We start from the raw sequence: 24,420 nt of genomic DNA, 5'->3' as shown, positions 1-24,420 counted from the left end.
CGGGGGAAGAGGAACAGCATGTCGAAACTGCCGGACTGGCTGGAACGTGTGGGCTCCGAACTCACTCACCTGGGTGAAAAGTTGGAAGAACGCCGTTCAGCGGAGGAAGCGGACGGCGGCGCCGGCGCAACAACGCCGCACCCCGACGGGGCCGACGGCCACGCCGTACCGGGCCAGGTGCCACCGCCCCCGGACTACGCGCCGGCCGTCGCGGCCCGCCCCGACCCGGTGGCCGCCGTGCCGTGGGGCATGCGGGTGGCCGCGGAGGCGGGCTGGCGCCTCCTGGTCCTGGCGGGGGCCCTCTGGGTGCTGATGCGGGCCATCAGCGCCATCCAGCTCGTCGTCCTCGCGTTCGTCGGCGCGCTGCTCGTCACCGCGCTCCTCCAGCCGACGGTCGCCAGGCTCCGGCGGGCGGGTCTGCCGCGGGGGCTGGCCACCGCGCTGACCGCGATCCTCGGCTTCGTCATCATGGGACTGGTCGGCTGGTTCGTGGTCTGGCAGGTGATGGAGAATCTGGACACGGTCTCCAGCCGGGTCCAGGAGGGCATCCAGGAGCTGCGGCGCTGGCTGCTGCACAGCCCCTTCCATGTGACGGACAAGCAGATCAATGAGATCGCCAAGAACCTGAGCGACACCGTCGGCACCAACACCAACGAGATCACGTCGGCAGGCCTCCAGGGCGTCACGGTCATGGTGGAGTTCCTGACCGGGATGCTGCTGGCGATGTTCTCGACGCTCTTCCTGCTGTACGACGGGGCGCGCATCTGGCAGTGGACGCTCAAGCTCGTCCCGGCGCAGGCCCGTCCGGGAGTGTCGGGCGCCGGGCCGCGTGCCTGGCGGACGCTGACCGCGTATGTGCGCGGCACGGTGATAGTGGCGCTCATCGACGCGATCTTCATCGGGCTCGGGCTCTTCTTCCTGGATGTTCCGCTGGCCGTTCCGCTGGCCGTCTTCATCTTCCTGTTCGCGTTCATCCCGCTGGTGGGCGCCGTGATGTCCGGCGCGCTCGCGGTGGTCGTCGCGCTGGTGACCCAGGGGCCGTTCACCGCGCTGATGGTGCTGATCCTGGTCCTCGCCGTACAGCAGATCGAGGGCCATGTGCTCCAGCCGTTCATCCTCGGCCGGGCGGTGCGGGTCCACCCGCTGGCGGTGGTCCTCTCCGTGGCGGCGGGCGGCATGATCGCCGGGATCGGCGGAGCGGTGGTGGCGGTTCCGCTGGTGGCGGTGACCAACACGGTGGTCGGCTACCTCCGCGCGTACAGCACGGAGAGCGCCATGCGGGCGGCACCCCGTCAGCAGGAGGAGAGCCCGGCGGCCACGGCTCCGGCGCCGCGGGAGCCGGCTGCGGAGCCGGAGCCGGCGGCGGATGTCACGGCCCCGGCGCCCGGGACCGAGCTCCCCGAGTGAGGTTCGGGCAGCAGCACAGCGCAGAAAGCCCCGGTGGTGCGTTTCCGCACATCACCGGGGCTTTCGCGTACGCCGTTACTACGGGTGCTACGGGTGCTACGGGTGCTACTGGGCCATGACGGCCTCGGCGTCGAGTGTCACGCCGACCGCCTGCAGGACGGCCGCGATCTTGAAGGCCTCCTGGATGGTCTCGCGGTCCACGCCCGCCTTGCGGAGCACCTGCTCGTGCGAGTCGAGGCACTGGCCGCAGCCGTTGATCGCGGAGACAGCGAGCGACCACAGCTCGAAGTCGGCCTTCTCCACACCGGGGTTGCCGATCACGTTCATCCGCAGACCGGCGCGGAGCGTCCCGTACTCCGGGTCCGACAGCAGGTGCCGGGTCCGGTAGAAGACGTTGTTCATCGCCATGACGGCCGCCGCGGACCGGGCCGCGGTGTACGCCTCGGGGGAGAGGTTGGCCTTGGCCTCCGGCTCCAGCTCGCGCAGCACCAGCGGCGAGCGCGACGCGATGGCGCAGGCGAGGACGGTGCCCCACAGCTGCTGCTTCGGCAGGTCGCTGTTGCCGATCACCGAACCGAGGTTCAGCTTCAGGTCCTTGGCGTAGTCCGGTATGGCGGACTTCAGTTCGTCGAGTGACATCGTGGAATCAGCTCACTCGCCCGAGAGGAGCGCGACCGGGTCCAGGGTGTTCTCGCCCTTGGTCCAGTTGCAGGGGCACAGCTCGTCGGTCTGCAGGGCGTCGAGGACCCGCAGGACCTCCTTGGGGTTACGGCCCACGGAACCGGCGGTCACCATCGTGAACTGGATCTCGTTGTTCTGGTCGACGATGAAGACGGCGCGCTGCGCGAAGCCGTCCTCGCCCTCGATGCCGAGGTCACGCATGAGCTCGTGCTTCGAGTCGGCCATCATCGGGAAGGGCAGGTCGGTGAGGTCCGGGTGGTCCTTGCGCCAGGCGTGGTGCACGAACTCGGAGTCACCGGAGAAGCCGAGGACCTGCGCGTCGCGGTCGGCGAACTCCTCGTTGAGCTTGCCGAAGGCGGCGATCTCGGTCGGGCACACGAAGGTGAAGTCCTTGGGCCACGCGAAGACGATCTTCCACTTGCCTTCGTAGGTCTTGTGGTCGATCTGCGCGAACTCCTTGCCGCTCTCCAGCGACACACAGGAAGTCAGGTCGAACTGGGGGAACTGGTCACCGACAGTGAGCACGTACTCTCCTTGCAGCTTCGGAATTCCCTTTTTGGGGGGTTCCTGGGGCTTGGACGGGTTACAGAGTGACACAGGATCCATTGATCACAGAAATAGCTAGACTCGGGTGCCGTGATCGGAGGTACCTATCAGTGATCCAGGTATATACGGGCGGAACCGCCCACAAGGGGAAGCAGCCCACCGTGGCGCAGCTGCGTGCCTTCGCGGCTGTGGCGGAGCACCTGCACTTCCGGGACGCGGCCGCCGCGATCGGCATGAGCCAGCCCGCCCTGTCGGGTGCCGTCTCGGCGCTCGAGGACGCCCTCGGCGTCCAGCTTCTGGAACGGACCACCCGCAAGGTGTTGCTGTCACCCGCCGGGGAGCGGCTCGCCGTGCGGGCCGGGGCGGTGCTCGACGCGGTCGGTGAGCTGATGGACGAGGCCGACGCGGTACGGGCGCCCTTCACCGGAGTGCTCAGGCTCGGGGTCATTCCCACCGTCGCCCCGTATCTGCTGCCGACCGTGCTGCGGCTCGTCCACCGTGAGTACCCGGATCTGGACTTCCAGGTGCACGAGGAGCAGACGTCCTCGCTGATCGACGGGCTGACCGCGGGGCGGCTCGACCTGCTGCTGCTCGCGGTGCCGCTCGGGGTGCCGGGGGTTGTGGAACTGCCCTTGTTCGACGAGGAGTTCGTCCTCGTCACGCCGCGCGAGCACTGGCTGGCGGGGCGCGCGGACATTCCGCGGGACGCCCTGCGCGAGCTGGACCTGCTGCTGCTCGACGAGGGCCACTGCCTGCGGGACCAGACGCTGGACATCTGCCGGGAGGCCGGGCGCGCCGACGGTGTGCCGGTGACGACGACGGCCGCCGGGCTCTCCACGCTGGTCCAGCTGGTGGCCGGCGGGCTCGGGGTGACGCTGCTGCCGCGTACGGCGGTACGGGTGGAGACCGGGCGCAACGACCAGCTGGCCACGGCGTACTTCGCCGAGCCCGCGCCGATGCGGCGCATCGCCCTGGCGATGCGGGCCGGGGCGGCGCGCCAGGAGGAGTTCACCGCGTTCGCCGCGGCCCTGCGGGAAGGGGTGCGGCCGTTGCCGGTCTGGCTGGCGTGACGTGCGGGGGTCCGCCGGACGCACCAGTGCGTCCGGCGGGCCTCCGCGGGCGGAACCGTCCCCACGGTTCACGGCTACTCCGTACGCAGCCCCTCCGGCCGCATCAGCCGCCACAGGGAAGGCAGGCTGAGCAGTGTCACCAGGACGACGACGCCGCCTCCGATACCGGCCATCGCCGCGACCGCGGTCCAGTCGACCGAGACCGAGTGGCCGACCATGTCGAGCAGGACCGACCCGAGCCCCAGACCCACCCCGGTGGCGAGCAGCAGGCCCAGGGCGACCGGGACGGCCGTCTGCCACAGCACCGACCAGCTCATCGTGGAGCGCCGGGTGCCGAAGGCGGTGAGCGCCGCCAGCAGCTTCCGGCGGTCACGCAACTGCTCCAGGACCGAGACCAGCAGGCTCGCGCCGATCAGCAGGAGCACCGCGGTTGCGCCGATGTACAGACCCTTGCGGACGCTCGCGAAGCGGTTGTCCTCGCGTACCTCGTGCAGGGCGTCGACCGAGGTCAGCGGGTTGACCTTCGCCGCGCTGTTACGGACCAGGTCGATGGCGTCCGGCTCCGACGGGTCGAGCGTGATGTAGTCCGTGTTGACCAGGGGAAGGTGCCGCAGCGCGGGCAGTGCCCCCGGTGTGAGCAGCATGCCTCCCGAGACGGGGCCGCCGGCCGGGTCGGTCGTGACGTGCACCGTGCGGGTCGTGGCCGGGATGGTCCAGGTGAGGGTGCGGTCATGGCCGCCGGAGAAGGCCGGGCTGATGAACAGCCGCTTGCCGGGCTTGGCGATCTTCGTGAGATTGTCGTCCCAGCCGCCGACGGTGATGAACGCGTCGCCGTTTTTGCAGGACGGGAGGGTGGCCAGGGCCCGCAGCGACGGGCAGTCGCCGGTGTACACATTGCTGGTCTCCTCGGCGCCCTTCGCCCCCCCGGCGGACGAGCGGCCGACCGTGAGTACCTTCCGTACGCCGTGCGTGGAGCGCAGCGCGTCGGCCATCCGGGTCTTCGTGAAGTCGCTCTGGACGACCATCTGGGCACGTGAGGTGTCGGCCCCGGTCTCCTTGCTGTAGTCGCCGTCGATCCCAGCGAACAGCATCTGGAGCGCGATGGCCCCGGCGACCGCGACGGCGATGCCATTGACGAGCCGGGCCGCGGTGCCGCTCGTCATCTGGAGCCTGCGGACGGCCAGTTGCCAGGCTGTGCTGCCGCCGCCCAGGCGGTTCACCACGGCCTCGATCAGCCAGGGCAGCAACGCCGTCACGCCGATCAGCAGCAGCACGCTGCCGCCGATCACCAGCGTGCTGTTGAAGCGGCCCGAGTCGCGGCCCTTGCCCAGCATCGGTACCAGCAGGGCGAGTCCGGCGACCGGCGGGAGCACCCGCCACCAGACCCGGCGGCGGCGCGGGACCGAGGTGCGGACGACACCGAGCGGTTCGATGACCACACCGCGCAGTGCGAGCAGGGTGACCGCGACGGCCGCCGCGGGCACCGCGAGTACGACCAGTACGGCCAGCCCCGCACTCGGATCCAGGTCCGCGGGGAAGAGGTTGATCCCCGCCACGTCGATGTCGCCGACGAACGCCCGGCCGATCAGGAAGAACCCGGCGCCGAAGAGGACCCCGAGCAGGGAACCCGCCAGTGCCTCGCCGGCCGCGATACGGCGGGTCATCCGGGAGTCCGTACCGACCAGCCGCAGTGCGGCGAGCCTGCGGTCCCTGCTGTCGCTGCCGAAGCGGACGGCCGCCGCGATGAAGACGCCCACCGGCATCAGCAGCACCACGAAGATGATCACGACGAGCAGGCGCAGCACCGGGTCCATGGCCTCACGGGGCGGCAGATGCGCGAAGGAGGTGATCCGCCGCACCACGCCGGTCTCATCCAGGGTGAGATGGCCGTCGCCCGCGTAGTAGGCCAGTTCGTTCGGGCCGGTCAGACCGGCGTCGCCGAGCGTGCCGGTGATCCGGTACGGGAGGCGCTCACGCAGCAGTGCGCCCTTGTCCGACGTGAGCAGTTTGTGCAGCGCGGGCGACACCAGCATCTCGCCGTCGCCGGGCAGTGCGTCCGTGCCGGGTGGCAGCGGTGCGTCGGGGCCCTCGGCGCGCACCAGGCGGCCGCGGACGTCGGCACCCTTGTACACCGTGTCCGCCACCCCCAGCAGCATGGTGTTGCCGGCCGCCTTGTCGATCATGATCGCGCCGAAGTCGTTGCGGTTGTCCTCCCGCGCGTCCCGGGCGGCGAGCGCGCTCGGTATGGCCGTGGTGAACAGCAGCAGCGCCACCCCGAGGCCCACACCGACCGCGGTCAGCAGGGTCCGGGTCCAGCCCTCGCGGCCCCCGCCGACAGCGAACTTCATGCCCATCGTGAGGTCTTGGGTCCAGCTCATACCAGGTGCTCCAGATCGCGGGACTTGCCGTCACGTACGACGACTTCACGGTCCGAGTAGGCGGCGACGCGTGCTTCGTGGGTGACGAGGACGACGGCGGCGTTGGTCGAGCGGGCCGCCTGGGTCAGGAGTTGCATCACGCGTTCGCCGTTGAGGGAGTCGAGGGCGCCGGTCGGTTCGTCGGCGAAGAGCACGCGCGGCCCGGTCACCAGCGACCGTGCCACGGCGACGCGCTGGCCCTGTCCGCCGGAGACCTCGCCGGGGCGCTTGTGCCCGAGGTCGGCGACCTCCAGGCGGTCCATCCACTCCAGCGCCGTGCGCTCGGCGGCCTTGCGTTTCGTCCCGTTCAGCCGCAGTGGCAGCGCGACGTTCTCCGTGCAGGTCAGCTCGGGGACGAGCTGGCCGAACTGGAAGACGAAGCCGAAGTCGCTGCGGCGCAGGGCGCTGCGCTCGGCGTCCGACATCGCGGACAGTTCCTGCCCCTGGTACGTGATGGTCCCCGAGTCCGGGCGGACGATACCGGCGAGGCAGTGCAGCAGCGTCGACTTGCCGGAGCCCGAAGGACCCATGATCGCGACCACCTCGCCCGCGTGGACGGAGAACGCGGCGCCGTCGAGCGCGGCGGTGGGGCCGTACGCCTTGTGCAGGCCGTCGGCGTACAGCAGTGAACCGGCGGGGGTCACGGGCTTACCTCCCTGGCGAGCTGGTCGAGGCGCGCCGCGGTCAGTTCGAGCCAGCGCAGATCGGCTTCGAGGTGGAACAGGGCGTGGTCGCAGATCAGTTGGTCGGCGAGGTCCCCCCGGCGCTTGCGGTCGGTGAGGATACGCATCAGCCGCAGATGCTCCGCGCGCTGGGTGTCCAGCAGATCCGCCGCGGGACGGCCGGTGAGCAGCGCGAGGACGACCTTGGTGTACAGCGTCGACTGGAGGTACGGCTCGGGCTTCTCGGGTGTGGCGAGCCACTGCTCGACGTCGCTGATACCGGCGTCGGTGATCGCGTACCGCTTGCGCTCGGGACCGCCTCCGGCCTCCATCGCGTCGACCTCGACGAGACCGTTCTTCAGGAGCCGGGACATGGTTGAGTAGACCTGCCCGTAGTGCAGCGGCCGGTCATGGCCGAACTTCTCGTCGAAGGCGCGCTTGAGGTCGTAGCCGTGGCGCGGCCCCGACTCCAGGATGCCGAGCAGAGTGTGGCCGATGGACATGGGGGAGGCCCTTTCTTGTGCGGTACGGAGGCCGTTGGGTGCTTGTGCCGTAGGGAGGCGGACGGGTCTTGTTCGGTACGGCGGGTCCTATTCGGTACGGAGTCCGTCGGGGCGCATCATGCGCCACAGCGGAGGCAGACTCAGCAGGGTGACGAGCAGGATCAGACCGCCCCCGGCCCCGGCGAGCGGGACGAAGGCCCACCAGTCCGTCACGGACTTGCCGACCAGCCACAGCAGCGCGACGCCGAGCGCGAGGCCGCCCGCGACGGCGAGCGCCAGGCCGAGGACCACGGGGACCGCGGTCTGCCAGAGCACCGACCAGCCCAGGGTGGGACGGCGGGTGCCGAAGGCCACCAGGACCGACAGCAGCTTCCTGCGCTCGCGCAACTGCTCCAGCTGTGAGACGAGCATGGAGGCGGCGATCAGCACCATGGTCGCGACCGCGCCCGCGAGCAGCCCGTTCTCGATGCTCGCGTACTGCTTGTCGCGGTCGGCCACCGTCAGGTCCCACACGCGCATGACCGGGTCGATGCGCGCCGCGGTGTTCCGTACGTACTCCGAGGCGTCCGGCACCGAGTGGTCGACCTTGACCAGGGCGCGCGTCTGGGCCTCCGGGAGCTGTTCCGTACGGATCGCGGACGGTGTGACGAGGATGCCGTCGCGCTTCTCGCCCATCGGGTCGGGGCGGGCCATGACCGTGGGGGAGTCCTTCGGGAGCGTCCACAGCACGGGCTTGCTGTCCCGGCCGACATTGAGCCTGCCGCCCGGCCGTACGGTCTTGTCCACCCAGGCGTTCGCCTCCTTCTCCCCCTCGACGTGGGCGACGAAGGTGTCGCCGTCCGTGCAGGACGGAAGTCGGGCCAGCTCGCGCAGGGTCGGGCAGTCGCCGACGGTGATGATGGTGGTGGGCCAGGGGCCCGTCGCGTTCGGGTCGGGGTCGCCGCCGGGCTTGTCGGCGTAGGACTCGATGGTGCCGATGACCGCCCGGACGCCCTTGGTGTCCTGGAAGGCGTGGATCATCTGCCGGGCCCGTGCGGCGCTGGGATAGCTCGCGTCGATGTGCATCTGGGCGCGGGCCGGGTCCTGGTCCGTTTTTTTGGTGAAGTCGTCGTGCAGCCCGGCGAAGTACATCTGGAGCGCGACCGCACCGGCGACGGCGACCGTGATGCCGCTGACCGCGCGGGCCGCGGATCCGCTGCTCAGCTGGAGCCTGCGGGTGGCCAGCTGGAACGGGACGGGGCCGCCCCTCAGCCGGGCGACGACCGCCTCGACGACCCAGGGCAGCAGGGTGGCCAGCCCGGCCAGCACCAGGACCGCACCGGCCGCGATCGGGTACGGATCGACCGAACCGGTCATGCCGGTGACCCGGTCCGTGTTCAGCAGCAGGGCGAGTCCGGCGAGCGGCATCACCGGGCGCCACCAGAAACGGCGGCGCCCGGTGGCTCCCTGCCGGGCGACGCCGAGCGGTTCGACCGTGACCGACCGCATCGCGACCAGCGTGACCAGCACCGCCGAGACCGGGACGGCCAGCGAGACCAGCACCCCGAGCGCGGGCAGCGGCGCCAGGTCGGACGGGAAGGCGGACATCTTCCAGAGCCGGACGCCGCCGCTGAACCGCCGGCCCACCAGGAACAGCACCCACCCGAGCAGCACCCCCAGGACAGCCCCCGCGAACGCCTCGCCCGCCGCGATCCGCCGGGTCATCCGGACGTCCGCGCCGACCAGCCGCAGCGCGGCGAGCCGGCGGTCACGGCGGTCGCCGCCGAAGCGGACCGCGGTGGCGATGAAGATGGCCACCGGGGTGAGCAGGACGACGCAGCCCAGGATGGTGAGGACGACGAGCGGGGAGGAGAGCGGCGGGCTCAGCGGTCCGCCGCCGAAGTGCGCGATCCGCTGGGCGCCGGTGCGCGGGCTGAGAGTCGAGCTGCCCGCGTAGTAGTACAGCTCGCCCGGATCGCTCAGCCCGGACTGGCCGATGGTCCCGGTGACGCGGTACGGGAGGCGCTCGCGCAGCAGCTTGCCGCCGGCCGAGCCCAGCAGGTCCTTGAGGGCGGGTGAGACCACCATCGTGCCGGGGGAGGGGATCGCGCCGATGCCGGGCGGGGTGATCGGGTGGGCACCGTCCGGGCGGAGCAGATATCCGTTCAGGGTGACGCCGCGGTACTCGCTCTCGGCATGTCCGTACAGCAGGGTCGTGTCACCGCGCGGGACCGGATTCTCCGGTGCGGAGAGGGTGCGGGCGTCCTCGCGCGCCGACTGGGTGCTCACCGCGTGGGGCAGCGAGGACGCGGCGAGCAGCAGGGCGACACCGAGCGCGACGCCGACGGTGGTGAGTGTGGTGCGCATCCAGGTCTCCCGGCCGCCGGTCACCGCGAACCGGACGCCCAGGGCGAGGTCGTCGAGCCGGCTCATGCCGTGTACTGCGCGAAGCGGTCGTGGGATTTGCCGTCGCGTACGACGACTTCACGGTCCGAGTAGGCGGCGACGCGTGCTTCGTGGGTGACGAGGACGACGGCGGTGTCGGTGGAGCGGGCCGCCCGGGTGAAGAGTTCCATCACGCGTTCGCCGTTGAGGGAGTCGAGGGCGCCGGTCGGTTCGTCGGCGAAGAGTACGCGCGGGGTGGTCACCAGGGAGCGGGCGATGGCGACGCGCTGGCCCTGTCCGCCGGAGACCTCGCCGGGGCGCTTGTGCCCGAGGTCGGCGACCTCCAGGCGGTCCATCCACTCCAGCGCCGTGCGCTCGGCCTCCTTGCGCTTCGTCCCGTTCAGCCGCAGCGGCAGCGCGACGTTCTGGACGCAGGACAGTTCGGGGACGAGCTGGCCGAACTGGAAGACGAAGCCGAAGTCCGTACGGCGCAGTGCGCTGCGGCCCACGTCGTTCATCGCGGTGAGGTCGTGGTCCGCGTACCGGACGGTGCCGGAGTCGGGGCTCACTATCCCGGCCAGGCAGTGCAGCAGCGTCGACTTGCCGGACCCGGAGGGGCCCATCACCGCGACGATCTCGCCAGGCGAGACGGAGAAGTCGGCGCCGTCCAGGGCGGGGGTCGGACCGTAGGCCTTGTGGAGGTCTGTTGCGCTGAGCAACGAGGGCTGGGATGGCATGCCGAGGACTATACGCACTACGTATACCTGCTGTGTATACCCGGGGTGAATAGTGCCCAAGAACCATGACAATCCAGGATGATCCGGTCGACTTGTGGGGGAGATCGTCCGGGAGTGGCAACCTTGTGGGCTTCCTGCTCGTCGGTTCCCTATGACACAGGTGCTGATTGTCACGTGCGGAAAGGGCCCCTTGGGGCGGTCCCTGTCCCTGGGTGCTCAGGAAGCGGTGTTAGCTTTCGACAGCTGGTCTGGGTGAGAAGAAGGCGGAGTCACAGAGCGATGGGCCGTGCGGACGATCGACGAGCCCGGCAGCGCGGGGCGCGCCGGGGCAAATCCACGAAGAGCGGGATACGCCGGCTCTTCACCTGGAAGAAGCTCCTGGGCAGCTTCTTCGTGTTCTGCCTGCTGCTGATGGGCGCGTTCGTCGCGTTCTATCTGTACGTGCCGGTCCCGTCGGCGAACGCCGACGCGGACCTCCAGAGCAATGTCTACAAGCTCAGCAACGGCAAGGTGATCGCCCGCACGGGCAAGGTCAACCGGGAGAAGGTCGACCTCTCCCAGGTACCCCTGGAGGTCCAGCACACCTTCGTCGCCGCCGAGAACAAGACCTTCTACCAGGACCACGGAGTCGACTTCAAGGGCACCGCCCGAGGGCTCTACAACACGCTCCAGGGCCGGAAGCAGGGTGGCTCGACGATCACCCAGCAGTACGTCAAGAACTACTACCTGAGCTCCGACCAGACGGTCACCCGCAAGCTCAAGGAGCTGGTGGTCTCCCTCAAGATCGACCGGAAGTTTTCCAAGGAGACGATCCTCACCGGGTACATCAACACCAGCTACTACGGCCGGGGCGCGTTCGGCATCCAGGCCGCGGCCCAGGCGTACTACGGGATCGACGCCAAGAACCTGAATGTGAGCCAGGGCGCGTACCTCGCCTCACTGCTCCAGGCGCCGAGTCAGTACGACTGGTCGTCCGCGACCGCCGAGGGCAAGAAGCTGGTCAAGGCCCGCTGGGCGTACACGCTGGACAACATGGTCGAGAAGAAGTGGATCGACCCGTCGAAGCGTGCCGAGCAGAAGTTCCCGATCCCGCAGAAGCCCAAGCCCGAGAGCGGGCTGAAGGGCCAGACCGGCTATCTGGTCAAGGCCGCCAACCAGGAGCTTGAGGCGCAGGGCATCTCCGAGGCGGAGATCGACGCCGGCGGCTGGACGGTCACGCTCAACATCGACCCGAAGAAGCAGGCCCAGCTGCAGAAGACGCTCAGGGAGCAGCTGACGAGCAAGCTGCACCCCAAGAGCAGTACGGTCGACGCGGACACCCAGGCGGGTGCGGTCTCGGTCAACCCGCACACCGGCGCCGTCGAGGCGCTCTACGGCGGCGAGGACTACCTCAAGCACGAGTACAGCAACGCCAAGCGCGTCGACTACCAGCCCGCCTCCACCTTCAAGCCGCTGATCCTGGCGGCCGCCCTGGAGTCCGGCGCGAAGACGCAGGAGGGCCAGCCGATCAAGGCCAACACCATCTACGACGGTGACAGCCGCCGTCCGGTGGTCGACAGCAACGGCAACAAGGTCGGCTTCGCACCGCCCAACGAGGACAACCAGAGCTACGGCCAGATCAACGTCCAGACCGCCATGAACAACTCGGTCAACTCGGTGTTCGCCCAGATGGGCGTGGACGTGGGCCTCGACAAGGTCAGGCAGCTCGGCGTCGACCTCGGTATGAGCTCCCTGAAGAACGCGCAGGCGGTGCCCGCGATGACCCTCGGTTCCTACGGCGCGAGCCCGATGGAGATGGCCGGGATCTACGCGACCTTCGACAACCACGGCAAGAAGGTCACCCCGACCATCGTGAAGTCGGCCACCCACCCGGCGCGGGAGCCGTTCAAGCCGCAGAAGGCGATCGGCAGCCAGGTGATCAGCCCGCAGACGGCGGACGCGGTCACCTCGGTCCTGACCGGCGTGGTCGACCAGGGCACCGGTACCGTCGTCAAGAACAAGGCACAGCAGGTCGCGGGCAAGACCGGTACCTCGGACAACAACAAGTCCGCCTGGTTCACCGGCTACACCCCGAATCTGGTGACCTCGGTCGGCATGTTCGGTGAGGCGGCCAAGGCACACGTGGAGGACGGCAAGAAGGTCCAGGCAGGCGCCCAGGTCACCATCAGCGGCGCCGCCGGCAGCGGCACCCGGGTCAACGGTGGTGGCTTCCCCGCCGAGATCTGGGCGGCGTACACCTTCGGTCTCGACATGAAGCCGAGCAAGTTCAGCCTGGACACCGATCAGGGCGCCGCGGTCACACCGACCGCGCCGCCGTCCTCGCCGGCCTCGCCGCCCCCCTCGACTCCGCCGCCCCCCTCGACTCCGCCGCCGTCGACGTCGTCCGCGCCGCCGCCTTCGCACAGCCCTGATCCGACCCACAGCGGACCGGGTGGAGGCGACACCAGCGCCGGGAACAGCACGTCGACCGGGTCCAACGGAGACCAGGGAACCTCGGAGGGGACGTCTTCGAACGGTGGCACCAACTCCAACGGCGGGAATGCCTCCAGCACCGGCGGCGAACCCACCGGAGGGGGTGCGTCGAGCACCGGCGGCGGCAATCCCACCGGCGGTGGCAACGGAAACACCACCAACGGGCCGCTGAGCGGCTGGCAGGACTGACCCGCGCCGGCGGGCAGCGCCGGGTGCATGACGGAGGGCCCCGCGGCCACGGCTGCGGGGCCCTCCGTTGTTTCTCTCCTGCACCGCGATCCCAAAGCGGAATTTCCGGAAGCAATGTCCACGATCCGGTTCTCGCCCGTACGCATGCCGGTTGCGATCGGCCAACCCGGTGGCGAAACGCGCCCAACTCCCCCCTAGGGTGGCAGCTGTTGGTGACGGCAGTATCGCCGCAGAGTGATGCGGCGGTGCGGAGCAACGAGGAACGGGGGCGGACGTGACGCGAGGCATGATGCGTACCGGTGCGTTTGCGACTGCGGGAATTTTTCTGCTGGCGGGTTGCGGCGGGGGCGGCGGAGGCGACAGCTCGGACAAGATCAAGGGTGCGGACGCCGCTACGCACTCCCCGTCGCCGAGCGCTTCGGCGTCGGCTGGGGTGCAGCGGCCGAAGATCAAGTTTCCGAACTCTGCGAAGAATGTCTTCGAGGGGCAGCACACAGGCGATCCGAAGAAGGACGCAGTGTTGGCGGACAACGCGCAGCGGGTCAACTCCATCGATGACGCGATTTTCCGTGGGAAGACGGATACGCCGACTCTGGACTTCTATAGCACTGGTCCGGCCATCGGATCTGCGATGGCGTTCATCAAGGGATGGGTGACGCCCGGCGACACCTGGGTCGGCATCACTCGCTATTTCAACCGCAAGGTGAGCTTTCGTGATGACGGGGCAGCTGTGGTCATCTACTGCTCGGACGAAAGCAAGGCGTACGTCAAGGACGGCAAGACCAGGAAGGTCGACCGTTCGCCTGCGACGAGTGACGCATATGTCTTGTACAACACGCGACTTGTCAAGTCGCGACAGGGCGTATGGCGGACGGTGGACGTGACCTCGAAGAGGGGGGCGTCGCAATGCCAGCCGTAGGGGGCCCGTTGAGGAAGCTGGTTCTTGTATCGGTCGCCTTAGTGATGACTCTCGTGCCAGGTGTCGCGTACGCGGCAAAGGGAAAAATGGGCAATGAGTCCAAAGTTACAGGGCAGGTGGACACCGGGAGCGGGAAGGCCTCCGCGACCGCCGGTGGTGAGTTCATCCACTTCGATCGCAGCAAGAACCCCAGCAAAGGCGGCGCCGGGCCGCTGACGCCGATCGGTGACTGGACGCCGCCGGCGTGCTGGTACGCGCCGAAGTGGACGGCGGAGAGTGCCGCCCGGACACGCCTGGGGGGCAGTGTCGATTTCAGCCCGAATCACGACGAGCTGACGGCGAAGGCGAACCGGGAGAAGTACCTCGACGGGAAGTACGGGAACTTCAACGTCAAGAAACAGGGCAAGGGCTACTGGTGGGGTGCGTACAAGTCCGACCACTCCGACGACGCCGGCATTTCCGACTGCACCAAATCTCCCTTCTGGGTGGACTCGGGTGACCAGCCGCCGGCCGACGTGCCCGACGCTGTCAGCCCGGAGATTCTGGCGCAGCTGGCCTACGCGGAGGTCCGTATCCCGCAGGGCAAGGCCAGCATGGCCCCCTCCGACGGCAATCAGGTCGTGAATCTGCCGACCTGGGTGTGGTTGAACAGCGCGGACTTCCACCCGGTCTCCGTGACGGCCAGCCTCGGCGCACTGAACATCCAGGCCACCACGACGGCCACGCCGGTGAGCATGCACATCGATGCCGGTACCGCGGACGCCCAGGTGTACCCGGCCAGTGGTGACTGCCCGATCCACAACGGCAGGATCGGCACGGAACGGACCGCGGGCGAGAAAGGTGATCCCCCCTGCGGGGTGGAGTATCTGCGCTCGACCGCGAACTCCGGGCCGTACCGGTTCAAGGCCACCATCACGTGGGACATCAGCTGGGTGGGCACCGGCCATCCCGACCCCACCAAGTTGCCGGCCGGCAGTTACGGAACCCCGCAGGACGTCACCGTCAAGGAAGTCCAGAGCGTCGTCCGCTGACGGAAGCGAACCGCAGCGAACCGTTGCGAAGTGAATCGAAGCGAAACGAAGCGATGGTCCCGCACGAAGACCTCCGTGCGGTGAGCGTTCTCACGAACTGACTCATCGCACGGAGGTCTTCGCTCTCTCCGGTACTGCCTGCGGGCGGCGCCTACTGCGGTTTGGCCTTCGCCGCGATCCGGTCGCCGGTCGCCTTGTCGATGTTGCGCCAGTACTGCAGTGCCCGGTCGAGGACCGGCGCGGAGACCCCCTGCGCCAGATGGCCGACGACGTTGTCGACGAGCCGTGCGCGCTGCTCGTCGTTGAGGACCTGGCGCACCATGGTGCCCGGCTGGCCCCAGTCGTCGTCGTCCCGGCGCAGCTTGTACGCCTCACGGACCATCTCGCCCGCGCTCTCCCAGCCCGCGGGCTCGCCGTAGCGGGCGGTGTCCGCCGCCGGGCCACCGTACGAGTTGGGGGCGTACGGGGCGGACGCCGCGGACGGCTCGTACCGCATGGGCCCGTCCTTGGCGTACGAGTTGACGGGCGAGCGCGGCCTGTTGGGCGGCAGCTGCATGTAGTTCGGCCCGATCCGGTAGCGGTGCGTGTCCGGATACGAGAACAGCCGGCCCAGCAGCATCTTGTCCGGCGACGGACCGATGCCGGGCACCAGGTTCGACGGCTCGAACGACGCCTGCTCGATGTGGACGAAGTGGTCGTCCGGGTTCTTGTTCAGCGTCATCCGGCCGACGTCGATCAGCGGGTAGTCGCTGTGCGGCCACACCTTGGTGAGGTCGAACGGGTTGAAGCGGTAGTCCGGGGCGTCCTCGAACGGCATGACCTGGACCTTGAGCGTCCACGAAGGGGCGTTCCCCGACTTGATGGACTCGAAGAGGTCCCGGCGGTGGTAGTCCGTGTCGCACCCGGCCATCGCGTCGGCGTCGGCCTGGCTGAGGAAGTCGATGCCCTGGTCGGTCTTGAAGTGGTACTTCACCCAGAACTTCTCGCCCGCGGCGTTCACCCACATATAGGTGTGCGAGCTGTAGCCGTTCATGTGGCGCCAGGTCTTGGGGATGCCCCGGTCGCCCATCAGCCACGTCACCTGGTGCGCGGACTCGGGAGAGAGCGTCCAGAAGTCCCACTGCATGTCGTTGTCGCGCAGCCCGCTGTCCGGGCGGCGCTTCTGGCTGCGGATGAAGTCCTGGAATTTGATCGGGTCACGGACGAAGAAGACCGGCGTGTTGTTGCCGACCATGTCGTAATTGCCGTGCTCCGTATAGAACTTGAGCGCGAAACCGCGCGGGTCGCGCCAGGTGTCGGGGGAACCCATCTCGCCGGCGACCGTCGAGAAGCGGGCCAGCATCTCGGTGCGCCTGCCCGGCTGGAAGACATCGGCCTTGGTGAACTGGCTGACGTCGTTGGTCACTTCGAAGGTTCCGTACGCGCCGGAGCCCTTGGCGTGCACCACCCGCTCGGGGACCCGTTCCCGGTTGAACTGCGCCATCTTCTCGATCAGATAGGCGTCCTGCAGCAGGATCGGACCGTCGGAACTGACGGTGAGCGAGTGTTCGTCGCTCTCCACCGGAATTCCCGCGTTGTTGGTGGTGTAGGTGGCCTTCTGGGATGCCTCGCTCACGAGCGTCCTCCCATCGTATGAGGGGGTTGAGGTCGCTTCGTCCGCGTGCCCCAGTGAACCTCCCCGACACCTGGTCGGCAACATTTGGTTTCCGTTGGGGGTACGGGCCGGGACAGCACTGGATCAGGTGGGCCTCCGCAGCCTCCGGAGGCCCACCTGGTTCGCCGGCCTGGTTCGCCGGTCCGGTTCGCCGGCCGGGCCGGGACCGGTCTACTCGGACGGCGTGGCCGGTACCTGGATCTCGAACCAGACGACCTTGCCGGTGGAGAGCCGGGTGGCCCCCCACCGCCGGGTCAGCCGGTTCACCAGGAACAGGCCACGGCCGCCCTCGTCGGTGTCCCGGGCCCGGCGCTGGCGCGGCAGCTGCGGGGAGTCGTCGCCGACCTCGCAGCGCAGTACGTCGGTGCGCAGCAGCCGCAGCGTCACCGGCCGCTCCGCGTACCGCACGGCATTGGTCACGACCTCACTGACCAGCAGCTCCACCGAGTCCGACATCTCCTCCAGGCCCCAGCGCTCCAGCGCCCTGCGCACCAGCCGCCGGGCGCGGCGCGGGGCCTGCTCCTCCGGGTCGAGGAACCAGTACGCGACATCGCTCGGCGCGATCCCGTCGAAGCGGGCGGCGAGGAGCGCGATGTCGTCGTCCCGGTCACCCGGCCCCAGCATGTCCAGTACGTCGTCGCAGAGGGCCTCCAGCGGCGGCGAGTGGTCCGGACCCGTCAGCTCGGCGGTGGCGGCCAGCCGCTCCCGCAGCTGCTCGATCCCGGTCCAGACGTCCCGCAGCCGCGACTCGACCAGGCCGTCCGTGTAGAGCAGCAGGGTGGCCCCCGCGGGCGCGTCCAGTTCGACGGCCTCGAAGTCCACACCGCCCACCCCGATCGGGGCGCCCGGCGGGACCCGCAGGACCTCCGCACGGCCGCCCAGGTGCAGCAGGACGGGCGGCGGGTGACCCGCGTTGGCGATGGTGATCCGGTGCGCCACCGGGTCGTACACGGCGTACAGGCAGGTCGCCATCCGGTCCGAGCCGAGCCGCTGGGCCTGCTCGTCCAGGTGGTGCAGCACCTCGGCCGGGGGCAGGTCCAGCTGCGCCAGCGTCTGGGCCGTCGTCCGGAGCTGGCCCATGATCGCTGCCGAGGTCATGGAGTGCCCCATCACATCGCCCACGACCAGGGCGACCCGGCTGCCGGGCAGCGGGATCGCGTCGTACCAGTCGCCGCCCACCCGTGCGGTCTCGGCCGCCGGCAGATAGCGGGACGCCAGCTTGACGCCCGTCGGCTGGGGCAGCGAGTCCGGCAGCATGGTGCGCTGGAGTTCGTCGGCGATGTACGCCTCGCGCCCGTACAGCACGGCCTTGTCGATGCCCAGCGCGGTGTGGGTGGCCAGCTGGGCGGCGACCAGCAGGTCGTTGGGCTCGAAGGCGGGCCGGTCGGGGCGGCGGACGAACACGGCGGCGCCGATCACCCGGCGCCTGCCCCGCAGCGGGGCGAGGATCGTGCGGTGCCCGTTCGGGACGGTCCGGTCGGGGCCGAGCAGCTCGGGCAGCGCGGCGCGGGCCGCGGCGGAGTCCCCGAAGACCGGGCGCACACCCCGGAGCACTTCGGCGAGTGCGCCCCCGGATGCCACCTCGCACAGCTGGGCCGCGAGCGGTTCCGGTTGCTCGTCGGAGTCTTCCTCGTCCACTAAACGCAGCCGGTCGGTACGGCGCAGCCGCAGCACGAAGGGGACCACCGGCCGTTCGTCGCCCACCGGCAGCGGATCGCGGAGGAAGACGAGTATCGCGTCGGAGAACGTCGGCACGGTCGCTCTGCACAGGCCGAGGACGATCTCGTCCAGGTCTATGCCCCGGGCAATACGCCGGGTGGCAGCTCCCACGAACCGGAGTCTGTCGCCCTCGCTGCGTCCGGGGGAGACCGCCGGCGCGGGCGGGGGCGCGGGGATGGCCCCCGCGGCCGCCATGTCGGCGTCCTGCTGCCGGGGGCGAGTGGGTTCGTACGGCCGGGCAGCAGTGGGCTGCCGGCCTTCGTGGGAGGTGGTGTGCTCCGTCACGCGAGGGATTCCGTCCGTCCGAGGCAGGTGTGCGATGCAACCGCTTCGAGGGGTCGTATACCCGCTGTCATGGCTGCACCCCCCTGTAGTGACATTCGGTCAGTTCATCTGCTGCACAGATTCGTTGTCATGGGATCGTTTGTAGGGCGCAGCCTTGCGGAGGACGATCCTACGTTTGATCCCCGGGGGCGCATCAAGGGTCTCACGACGGCACGTACGCGGGCGTGCGGTCCCAGTCGTCCGGCAGGACGGGCACCGTCCACCCCGGATCGGGCCGCCAGTCCTCCCAGCCGTCCGTGAAGGGCGAACCCCAGGACTCGATCAGCCCGACCGCTTCCCGGCCCGCCTGACGCACCCGCGCCACCTGCCCCGCGTCCATCAGGCCGACCTGCTGGGCCTGGGCGAACTCGTCCTCGTCCAGCCACTGCCAACTCCGGTCGGGCAGCACCGAGATGTCGAGGAAGTGGTCCTCGGAGTCGATGCCGCCGGCCCACCGGAGGTGTGGCTCCTCCAGATTCACGTACCAGCTCTTGAAGCGCCATCCCCGGTCCCACCACAGCCACACGGACCAGGGCTCGCGGGGCCGGACCAGTTTCAGCACCCCCATGCCCCACCAGCGGTCGCGCACGACGGTGCGGGGCTTGGTGTACCGGGTGGCCAGCGGCTCCCGGTGCACGGGGGTCCCGTCGGCGAGCGCGGGCTTCATGCACTCGGTGCCGGGTGCCAGCCAGACCGCGAGCAGCTCGTCCGTGTCCTGCACGACGGTCACCGGGCGACAGATGTGCAGGTGCTCGGACGCGTTGCTGCGGTAGCGCCAGAGGATGTGGTCCCCGGGCGTCCAGTGTTGTGTTCCTCCTGCACCTGTCATGCGGAGATCTTAGGAGTACGAGGGGCGCGGCGCAGCGATCCGGGTCACCCGGATATCCGGGTGACCCGGATATCGGGACCCAGCCCCGGAACCCGCCGCCCGGTCCGGACGGAAGGCCCCGGGGGCCGCCCCGGTCACGGCCGGGTGGCCGCCCCCGTCACGGCCGGGTCATGCTCAGGACGTCCAGCGCCGCGTCCAGCTGCGCCGCCGTCAGATCGCCCCGCTCCACGTACCCCTCGTCCAGCACGACGTCCCGGATCGTCCTGCGCTCGGCCACCGCCCGCTTGGCGACCTTCGCGGCCTCCTCGTACCCGATGTACTTGTTCAGCGGCGTGACGACCGACGGCGAGGACTCCGCGTACTCCCGGGCCCGTTCCCGGTGTGCGGTGATCCCGTCGACCGTACGGTCCGCGAGCAGCCGTGCGACGTTGGCCAGCAGCCGCACCGACTCCAGGACGTTCTTGGCGATGACCGGCAGCATCACGTTCAGCTCGAAGTTGCCGGCCGCCCCGGCCGCGGCGACCGTCGCGTCGTTGCCCGTGACCTGCGCCGCCACCATCAGCACCGCCTCCGGGATCACCGGGTTGACCTTGCCCGGCATGATGGACGAACCGGGCTGGAGGTCGGGCAGCGAGATCTCGGCGAGACCGGTGCGCGGGCCCGAAGCCATCCAGCGCAGATCGTTGGAGATCTTCGTCAGCCCGGCCCCGATCGTCCGCAGCTGGCCGGACGTCTCGACGATCCCGTCCCGCGCGCTCTGCGCCTCGAAGTGGTTGCGGGCCTCGGTCAGCGGCAGCCCCGTCGCCCCGGCCACCTCGGCGATGACGGCGGCCGAGAAGCCGGGCGGGGTGTTGATGCCGGTGCCCACCGCCGTACCGCCCAGGGGAAGCTCGGCGAGGCGGGGCAGCGAGGAGTTGAGCCGCTCGACGCCGTACCGGATCTGCGCCGCGTACCCGCCGAACTCCTGGCCCAGCGTCACCGGTGTCGCGTCCATCAGGTGCGTACGACCGGACTTGACCACGTCCGCGAACTCGCCGGCCTTGCGCTCCAGCGCCTCGGCGAGGTGGTCGAGCGCCGGGATCAGATCACGGGTGACGGCCGCCGTCGCCGCGATGTGGATGGACGACGGGAAGACGTCGTTGGACGACTGCGAGGCGTTCACATGGTCGTTGGGGTGCACCGGGCGCCCCAGCCGCTCGGTGGCGAGCGTGGCCAGCACCTCGTTCATGTTCATGTTGGAGGACGTGCCGGACCCGGTCTGGAAGACGTCCACCGGGAACTCGCCGTCCCACCGCCCGTCGGCGACCTCGGCCGCCGCCTCCTGGACCGCCTGCGCGAGATCCCCTTCGATGACCCCGAGCCCGGCGTTGACCTTGGCGGCCGCGGCCTTGATCCGGGCCAGGGCCTCGATGTGGGCCCGTTCCAGGGTCTGCCCGGAGACCGGGAAGTTCTCCACCGCCCGCTGCGTCTGGGCGCGCCACTTGGCTTCGGCGGGGACCCGTACCTCGCCCATGGAATCGTGCTCGATCCGGTACTGCTCAGTCATCGTCGTACCTCCACATCCGACAGCAACGCCTGACGGAGAGGTGTTCCCGGCCCGGAGAGAAGATCACCCCCCACCGCCGGACGGCGGTGGGGGGTGATCCGGAACCAGCGGTGCCGCTACGCCTGGCCGGGGGCGCGGACCGGGATGCTGAGGATGGTGGGGGACTCGGCGGGCGCCCGGAAGAAGTCGTTGCCCTTGTCGTCGACCACGATGAACGCGGGGAAGTCCTCGACCTCGATCTTCCACACGGCCTCCATGCCCAGCTCCTCGTACTCCAGGACCTCGACCTTCTTGATGCAGTCCTGGGCGAGCCGGGCCGCCGGGCCGCCGATCGAGCCGAGGTAGAAGCCGCCGTGGCTGCCGCACGCGTCGGTGACCTGCTGCGAGCGGTTGCCCTTGGCGAGCATCACCTTCGAGCCGCCCGCGGCCTGGAACTGCTCCACGTAGGAGTCCATCCGGCCGGCCGTGGTCGGGCCGAACGAGCCGGACGCGTATCCCTCGGGGGTCTTGGCGGGTCCCGCGTAGTAGACCGGGTGGTCCTTCAGGTACTGCGGCATCTCCTCGCCCGCGTCCAGCCGCTCCTTGATCTTGGCGTGCGCGATGTCGCGCGCCACGACCAGCGGCCCGGTCAGCGAGAGCCGGGTCTTGACCGGGAACCTGGTCAGCTCGGCGAGGATGTCGTCCATCGGCCGGTTCAGGTCGACCTCGACGACGCCTGCGTCCTCCAGGTGCTCGTCCGTGGTGTCGGGCAGGAAGCGCGCCGGGTCGGTCTCCAGCTGCTCCAGGAAGACGCCTTCGGCGGTGATCTTCGCGACGGCCTGCCGGTCGGCCGAGCAGGAGACGGCGATGGCGACGGGCAGCGAGGCGCCGTGCCGGGGCAGCCGGACGACGCGGACGTCGTGGCAGAAGTACTTCCCGCCGAACTGCGCACCGATACCGATCTTCTGCGTCAGCTCGAAGACCTTCTGCTCCAGCTCCGTGTCGCGGAAGCCGTGCCCGGTCGGGGAGCCCTCGGTGGGCAGCTCGTCGAGGTAGTGCGCGGAGGCGTACTTGGCGGTCTTCAGCGCGAACTCGGCCGACGTACCGCCCACGGTGATGGCCAAGTGGTACGGCGGGCACGCGGCCGTCCCCAGCGAACGGATCTTCTCCTCCAGGAACTTCATCATGGACGCCTCGTTGAGGACGGCCTTGGTCTCCTGGTAGAGGAACGACTTGTTGGCGGAGCCGCCGCCCTTGGCCATGAAGAGGAACTTGTACGCGCCGCCGTCGGTCGCGTACAGCTCGATCTGCGCGGGCAGGTTCGAGCCGGTGTTCTTCTCCTCCCACATGGTGAGCGGGGCCATCTGCGAGTACCGCAGGTTGAGCTTGGTGTACGCGTCGAAGATGCCGCGGGACAGGGCTTCCTCGTCGCCGCCCTCCGTCAGCACGTTCTGGCCACGCTTGCCCATGACGATCGCGGTGCCGGTGTCCTGGCACATCGGGAGGACACCCGCGGCCGCGATGTTGGCGTTCTTCAGCAGGTCCAGCGCGACGAACTTGTCGTTGGAGGAGGCCTCGGGGTCGTCGACGATCTTGCGCAGCTGGGTGAGGTGGGCCGGGCGCAGATAGTGCGAGATGTCATGCATGGCCGCGGCGGCGAGCGTGCGCAGTGCCTCGGGCTCGACCTTGAGGAAGGTACGCCCGTCGGCTTCGAAGGTGGAGACGCCCTCGGCGGTCACCAGCCGGTACGGCGTGGTGTCCGCTCCCACGGGGAGCAGATCGGAGTACGCAAACTCTGGCATGACGGCCATTCCTCACTCGGCAGACGCGGGCTGGCCTCCATCGGCACAGCATTCACCAGCGTAGAACCACGGGAGGGGCCCGCGGTGGTGAGGTAGGACTCACCTCCCGCGAGCGGCCCGTACCCGGCTCTCGCGCAGAGCCGCGCGGGCCTGGGGGGTGCGGCCGGTGCGGAGTCGGGCTGCCGTTGCACCCGGACAGGGCCTAGTCGCGATCTATCGCGTTTGGGTACGCTGGGCCGGTGGACCTCGAAAAGCACCCCCAGCAGCCGCGGCCCGTCGGCATCCGCGCGTCCGACGCCGACCGCGACCGGATCGCAGACATCCTCAGGGACGCCTTGGCCGAGGGGCGCCTCGACGCCGAGGAGCACTCCGAGCGCATCGAGTCGGTCTACCGCGCGAAGACCCTCGCCGAGCTGGAGCCGCTGGTGCAGGACCTGCCCGCCGCCACCGCCGGCCGTTCCGGCCCCGGCGCCGCCGCGTATGCCGTAGCCGACGACCCGGACGCCCCGGTCACCGCGGAGAACCTGGTCGCGGTCTTCTCCAGCTCGACCCGGAAGGGCCGTTGGCGCATCGGCCGCAGGACGAACGCCTTCTCGCTCTTCGGCAATGTCGAGATCGACCTCACCGAGGCGCTGTTCGAGCAGCGGCTGACCGTCATCAATGCCACGGCGATCCTCGGCAACGTCGAGGTCAGGGTCCCGGAGAACGTCACGCTGCGCGGCAGCGGCACCGGCATCTTCGGAAACTTCGAGGTGGACACGCTCGAATCGGAGAACCCGGAGGCGCCGGTCGTGGTGGTGAACGGGTACTCGGTCTTCGGCAACATCGAGGCCAAGCCCAAGCGGGGCAAGCTGGTGGCGGACCTGCGCACCATGGTCGACAAGAAGCTGCGCAAGCACCTCGGGTAGACGGCGGGCCCGCGAGGACCGGAGGGGCGGGTCCTTGGACGGGGACGGCTCTGGCGGGCCGGCTCTGCGCGGGCGGGCTCCGGGTGGGGCCCGATCTGTGGGCTCGCGCTGGCCGGAACTCAGTGCATAGGCGTGCGCACAGCGGGTAGGGACTGGAGCATCGTCTCTCGCTCGCGAAGCCGTCGTCAGGAGTAGACCGTGCTGCATCCGCCGCATCAGTCCTTGCAGGTCGCTGCCGTGCCACCGCAGCGCGCTCCGGCACGGGAGGATCAGGCAGGACCCTGGCATTCGGAGGCGGTGTGCCGCCGGGACGAGGCGGGGCTCTTCTTCGCGCCGTCCAAGGAACCGACCGCCGCCAGGCTGGCCCGCGAAGAGGCGGCGAAGCGGGTCTGCGCCCGCTGTCCGGTGCTCGTGGAGTGCCGTGAGCACGCGCTGGTGCAGCCCGAGCCGTACGGAGTCTGGGGCGGGCTGACGGCGGCCGAGCGCAGGGTGGTCCTCGCCCGGCGCAGGCGGCGCGAAGTGGAACTCAGGAGCACGGTCCAGGACCCGATGGCACAGGCGGGCTGACGGCGCGCCGGGGCCGCCCGGAGCGCCGCGTACGTACGCGGTCGGGTACGCGCCAGTCGCGCGGGGATCGCGTGCACGGGCATCGCGTACACAC

The 24,420-nt window shown here is 69.7% G+C and carries 19 protein-coding genes; 7 read left to right on the top strand and 12 right to left on the bottom strand.

What is annotated here, in order from left to right:
* The first annotated feature begins 18 nt into the window (after positions 1 to 18).
* On the top strand, positions 19 to 1,407 hold the full coding sequence (locus OG285_RS11220) for an AI-2E family transporter (RefSeq protein ID WP_371790878.1): 1,389 nt from the start codon (positions 19 to 21) through the stop codon (positions 1,405 to 1,407).
* 105 nt (positions 1,408 to 1,512) lie between these two features.
* Here the strand turns inward: OG285_RS11220 and OG285_RS11215 are convergent, their stop codons facing one another.
* Positions 1,513 to 2,046 (bottom strand): alkyl hydroperoxide reductase, encoded by a 534-nt coding sequence (locus OG285_RS11215; protein WP_356836516.1) that lies wholly within the window; start codon positions 2,044 to 2,046, stop codon positions 1,513 to 1,515.
* A 12-nt stretch (positions 2,047 to 2,058) separates the two neighbouring features.
* The gene (locus OG285_RS11210) at positions 2,059 to 2,613 is read right to left on the bottom strand and encodes a peroxiredoxin (RefSeq protein WP_356836518.1); all 555 of its coding nucleotides are present in this window, start codon (positions 2,611 to 2,613) and stop codon (positions 2,059 to 2,061) included.
* 131 nt (positions 2,614 to 2,744) lie between these two features.
* On the opposite strand from OG285_RS11210, the gene OG285_RS11205 reads away from it, so the two are divergent.
* On the top strand, positions 2,745 to 3,704 hold the full coding sequence (locus OG285_RS11205; RefSeq protein ID WP_356836520.1) for a hydrogen peroxide-inducible genes activator: 960 nt from the start codon (positions 2,745 to 2,747) through the stop codon (positions 3,702 to 3,704).
* Positions 3,705 to 3,778: 74 nt separating this feature from the next.
* Here the strand turns inward: OG285_RS11205 and OG285_RS11200 are convergent, their stop codons facing one another.
* The 5 genes from OG285_RS11200 to OG285_RS11180 form a co-directional block, all read right to left on the bottom strand.
* Positions 3,779 to 6,082 carry an ABC transporter permease gene (locus OG285_RS11200; RefSeq protein WP_371790877.1) on the bottom strand — a complete coding sequence of 768 codons (2,304 nt, stop codon included), beginning with the start codon at positions 6,080 to 6,082 and terminating at the stop codon, positions 3,779 to 3,781.
* On the bottom strand, positions 6,079 to 6,765 hold the full coding sequence (locus OG285_RS11195) for an ABC transporter ATP-binding protein (RefSeq protein WP_356827399.1): 687 nt from the start codon (positions 6,763 to 6,765) through the stop codon (positions 6,079 to 6,081). The genes OG285_RS11200 and OG285_RS11195 overlap by 4 nt, the downstream gene beginning before the upstream one ends.
* The gene (locus OG285_RS11190) at positions 6,762 to 7,286 is read right to left on the bottom strand and encodes a PadR family transcriptional regulator (RefSeq protein WP_356827398.1); all 525 of its coding nucleotides are present in this window, start codon (positions 7,284 to 7,286) and stop codon (positions 6,762 to 6,764) included. Before OG285_RS11190 ends, OG285_RS11195 begins: the two co-directional genes overlap by 4 nt.
* Positions 7,287 to 7,373: 87 nt before the next feature.
* A complete protein-coding gene (locus OG285_RS11185) occupies positions 7,374 to 9,698 on the bottom strand; it encodes an FtsX-like permease family protein (RefSeq protein ID WP_356827397.1) in 2,325 nt (774 codons plus the stop codon).
* A complete protein-coding gene (locus OG285_RS11180; protein ID WP_371790876.1) occupies positions 9,695 to 10,387 on the bottom strand; it encodes an ABC transporter ATP-binding protein in 693 nt (230 codons plus the stop codon). Before OG285_RS11180 ends, OG285_RS11185 begins: the two co-directional genes overlap by 4 nt.
* Positions 10,388 to 10,666: 279 nt before the next feature.
* On the opposite strand from OG285_RS11180, the gene OG285_RS11175 reads away from it, so the two are divergent.
* The 3 genes from OG285_RS11175 to OG285_RS11165 all read left to right on the top strand — a co-directional run bounded on the left by OG285_RS11175 (position 10,667) and on the right by OG285_RS11165 (position 14,998).
* Positions 10,667 to 13,048, top strand: coding sequence for a transglycosylase domain-containing protein (locus OG285_RS11175; protein ID WP_356827395.1), 2,382 nt, complete (start codon positions 10,667 to 10,669; stop codon positions 13,046 to 13,048).
* Between the two features lie 274 nt (positions 13,049 to 13,322).
* Positions 13,323 to 13,967: a hypothetical protein gene (locus OG285_RS11170; protein ID WP_371790875.1), complete on the top strand. Its 645-nt coding sequence runs from the start codon at positions 13,323 to 13,325 to the stop codon at positions 13,965 to 13,967.
* An 86-nt stretch (positions 13,968 to 14,053) separates the two neighbouring features.
* Entirely contained in the window at positions 14,054 to 14,998 is a 945-nt protein-coding gene (locus tag OG285_RS11165) for a hypothetical protein (RefSeq protein ID WP_371790874.1), read from the top strand.
* A gap of 151 nt (positions 14,999 to 15,149) precedes the next feature.
* Here the strand turns inward: OG285_RS11165 and OG285_RS11160 are convergent, their stop codons facing one another.
* From OG285_RS11160 to OG285_RS11140, 5 genes are all read right to left on the bottom strand, one after another.
* On the bottom strand, positions 15,150 to 16,613 hold the full coding sequence (locus tag OG285_RS11160) for a catalase (RefSeq protein WP_356827392.1): 1,464 nt from the start codon (positions 16,611 to 16,613) through the stop codon (positions 15,150 to 15,152).
* A 210-nt stretch (positions 16,614 to 16,823) separates the two neighbouring features.
* Positions 16,824 to 18,656 (bottom strand): SpoIIE family protein phosphatase, encoded by a 1,833-nt coding sequence (locus OG285_RS11155; protein ID WP_356827391.1) that lies wholly within the window; start codon positions 18,654 to 18,656, stop codon positions 16,824 to 16,826.
* A gap of 202 nt (positions 18,657 to 18,858) precedes the next feature.
* Positions 18,859 to 19,524, bottom strand: coding sequence for a DUF402 domain-containing protein (locus OG285_RS11150; protein WP_371790873.1), 666 nt, complete (start codon positions 19,522 to 19,524; stop codon positions 18,859 to 18,861).
* Positions 19,525 to 19,681: 157 nt separating this feature from the next.
* Complete coding sequence (locus tag OG285_RS11145; RefSeq protein ID WP_356827389.1) at positions 19,682 to 21,070, bottom strand: class II fumarate hydratase; 1,389 nt, start codon at positions 21,068 to 21,070, stop codon at positions 19,682 to 19,684.
* A gap of 116 nt (positions 21,071 to 21,186) precedes the next feature.
* Positions 21,187 to 22,860: a fumarate hydratase gene (locus OG285_RS11140; protein WP_356827388.1), complete on the bottom strand. Its 1,674-nt coding sequence runs from the start codon at positions 22,858 to 22,860 to the stop codon at positions 21,187 to 21,189.
* 230 nt (positions 22,861 to 23,090) lie between these two features.
* On the opposite strand from OG285_RS11140, the gene OG285_RS11135 reads away from it, so the two are divergent.
* Both OG285_RS11135 and OG285_RS11130 read left to right on the top strand, forming a co-directional pair.
* A complete protein-coding gene (locus OG285_RS11135) occupies positions 23,091 to 23,759 on the top strand; it encodes a DUF1707 domain-containing protein (RefSeq protein ID WP_356827387.1) in 669 nt (222 codons plus the stop codon).
* Positions 23,760 to 23,957: 198 nt separating this feature from the next.
* On the top strand, positions 23,958 to 24,326 hold the full coding sequence (locus OG285_RS11130; RefSeq protein ID WP_164265645.1) for a WhiB family transcriptional regulator: 369 nt from the start codon (positions 23,958 to 23,960) through the stop codon (positions 24,324 to 24,326).
* The last annotated feature ends 94 nt before the right edge of the window (positions 24,327 to 24,420 follow it).

It is taken from the genome of Streptomyces sp. NBC_01471 (genome assembly GCF_041438865.1).
GTDB lineage: Bacteria > Actinomycetota > Actinomycetes > Streptomycetales > Streptomycetaceae > Streptomyces.
This window is presented reverse-complemented; position numbering and strand designations above follow the sequence as displayed.

Excerpts from the sequence above, each read along its gene's own strand:
- OG285_RS11215 (WP_356836516.1), bottom strand. The coding sequence starts at position 2,046 with ATGTCACTCGACGAACTGAAGTCCGCCATACCGGACTACGCCAAGGAC.
- OG285_RS11200 (WP_371790877.1), bottom strand. The coding sequence starts at position 6,082 with ATGAGCTGGACCCAAGACCTCACGATGGGCATGAAGTTCGCTGTCGGC.
- OG285_RS11185 (WP_356827397.1), bottom strand. The coding sequence starts at position 9,698 with ATGAGCCGGCTCGACGACCTCGCCCTGGGCGTCCGGTTCGCGGTGACC.
- OG285_RS11180 (WP_371790876.1), bottom strand. The coding sequence starts at position 10,387 with ATGCCATCCCAGCCCTCGTTGCTCAGCGCAACAGACCTCCACAAGGCC.
- OG285_RS11140 (WP_356827388.1), bottom strand. The coding sequence starts at position 22,860 with ATGGCCGTCATGCCAGAGTTTGCGTACTCCGATCTGCTCCCCGTGGGA.
- OG285_RS11190 (WP_356827398.1), bottom strand. The coding sequence starts at position 7,286 with ATGTCCATCGGCCACACTCTGCTCGGCATCCTGGAGTCGGGGCCGCGC.
- OG285_RS11150 (WP_371790873.1), bottom strand. The coding sequence starts at position 19,524 with ATGACAGGTGCAGGAGGAACACAACACTGGACGCCCGGGGACCACATC.
- OG285_RS11145 (WP_356827389.1), bottom strand. The coding sequence starts at position 21,070 with ATGACTGAGCAGTACCGGATCGAGCACGATTCCATGGGCGAGGTACGG.
- OG285_RS11175 (WP_356827395.1), top strand. The coding sequence starts at position 10,667 with ATGGGCCGTGCGGACGATCGACGAGCCCGGCAGCGCGGGGCGCGCCGG.
- OG285_RS11165 (WP_371790874.1), top strand. The coding sequence starts at position 14,054 with ATGGGCAATGAGTCCAAAGTTACAGGGCAGGTGGACACCGGGAGCGGG.
- OG285_RS11220 (WP_371790878.1), top strand. The coding sequence starts at position 19 with ATGTCGAAACTGCCGGACTGGCTGGAACGTGTGGGCTCCGAACTCACT.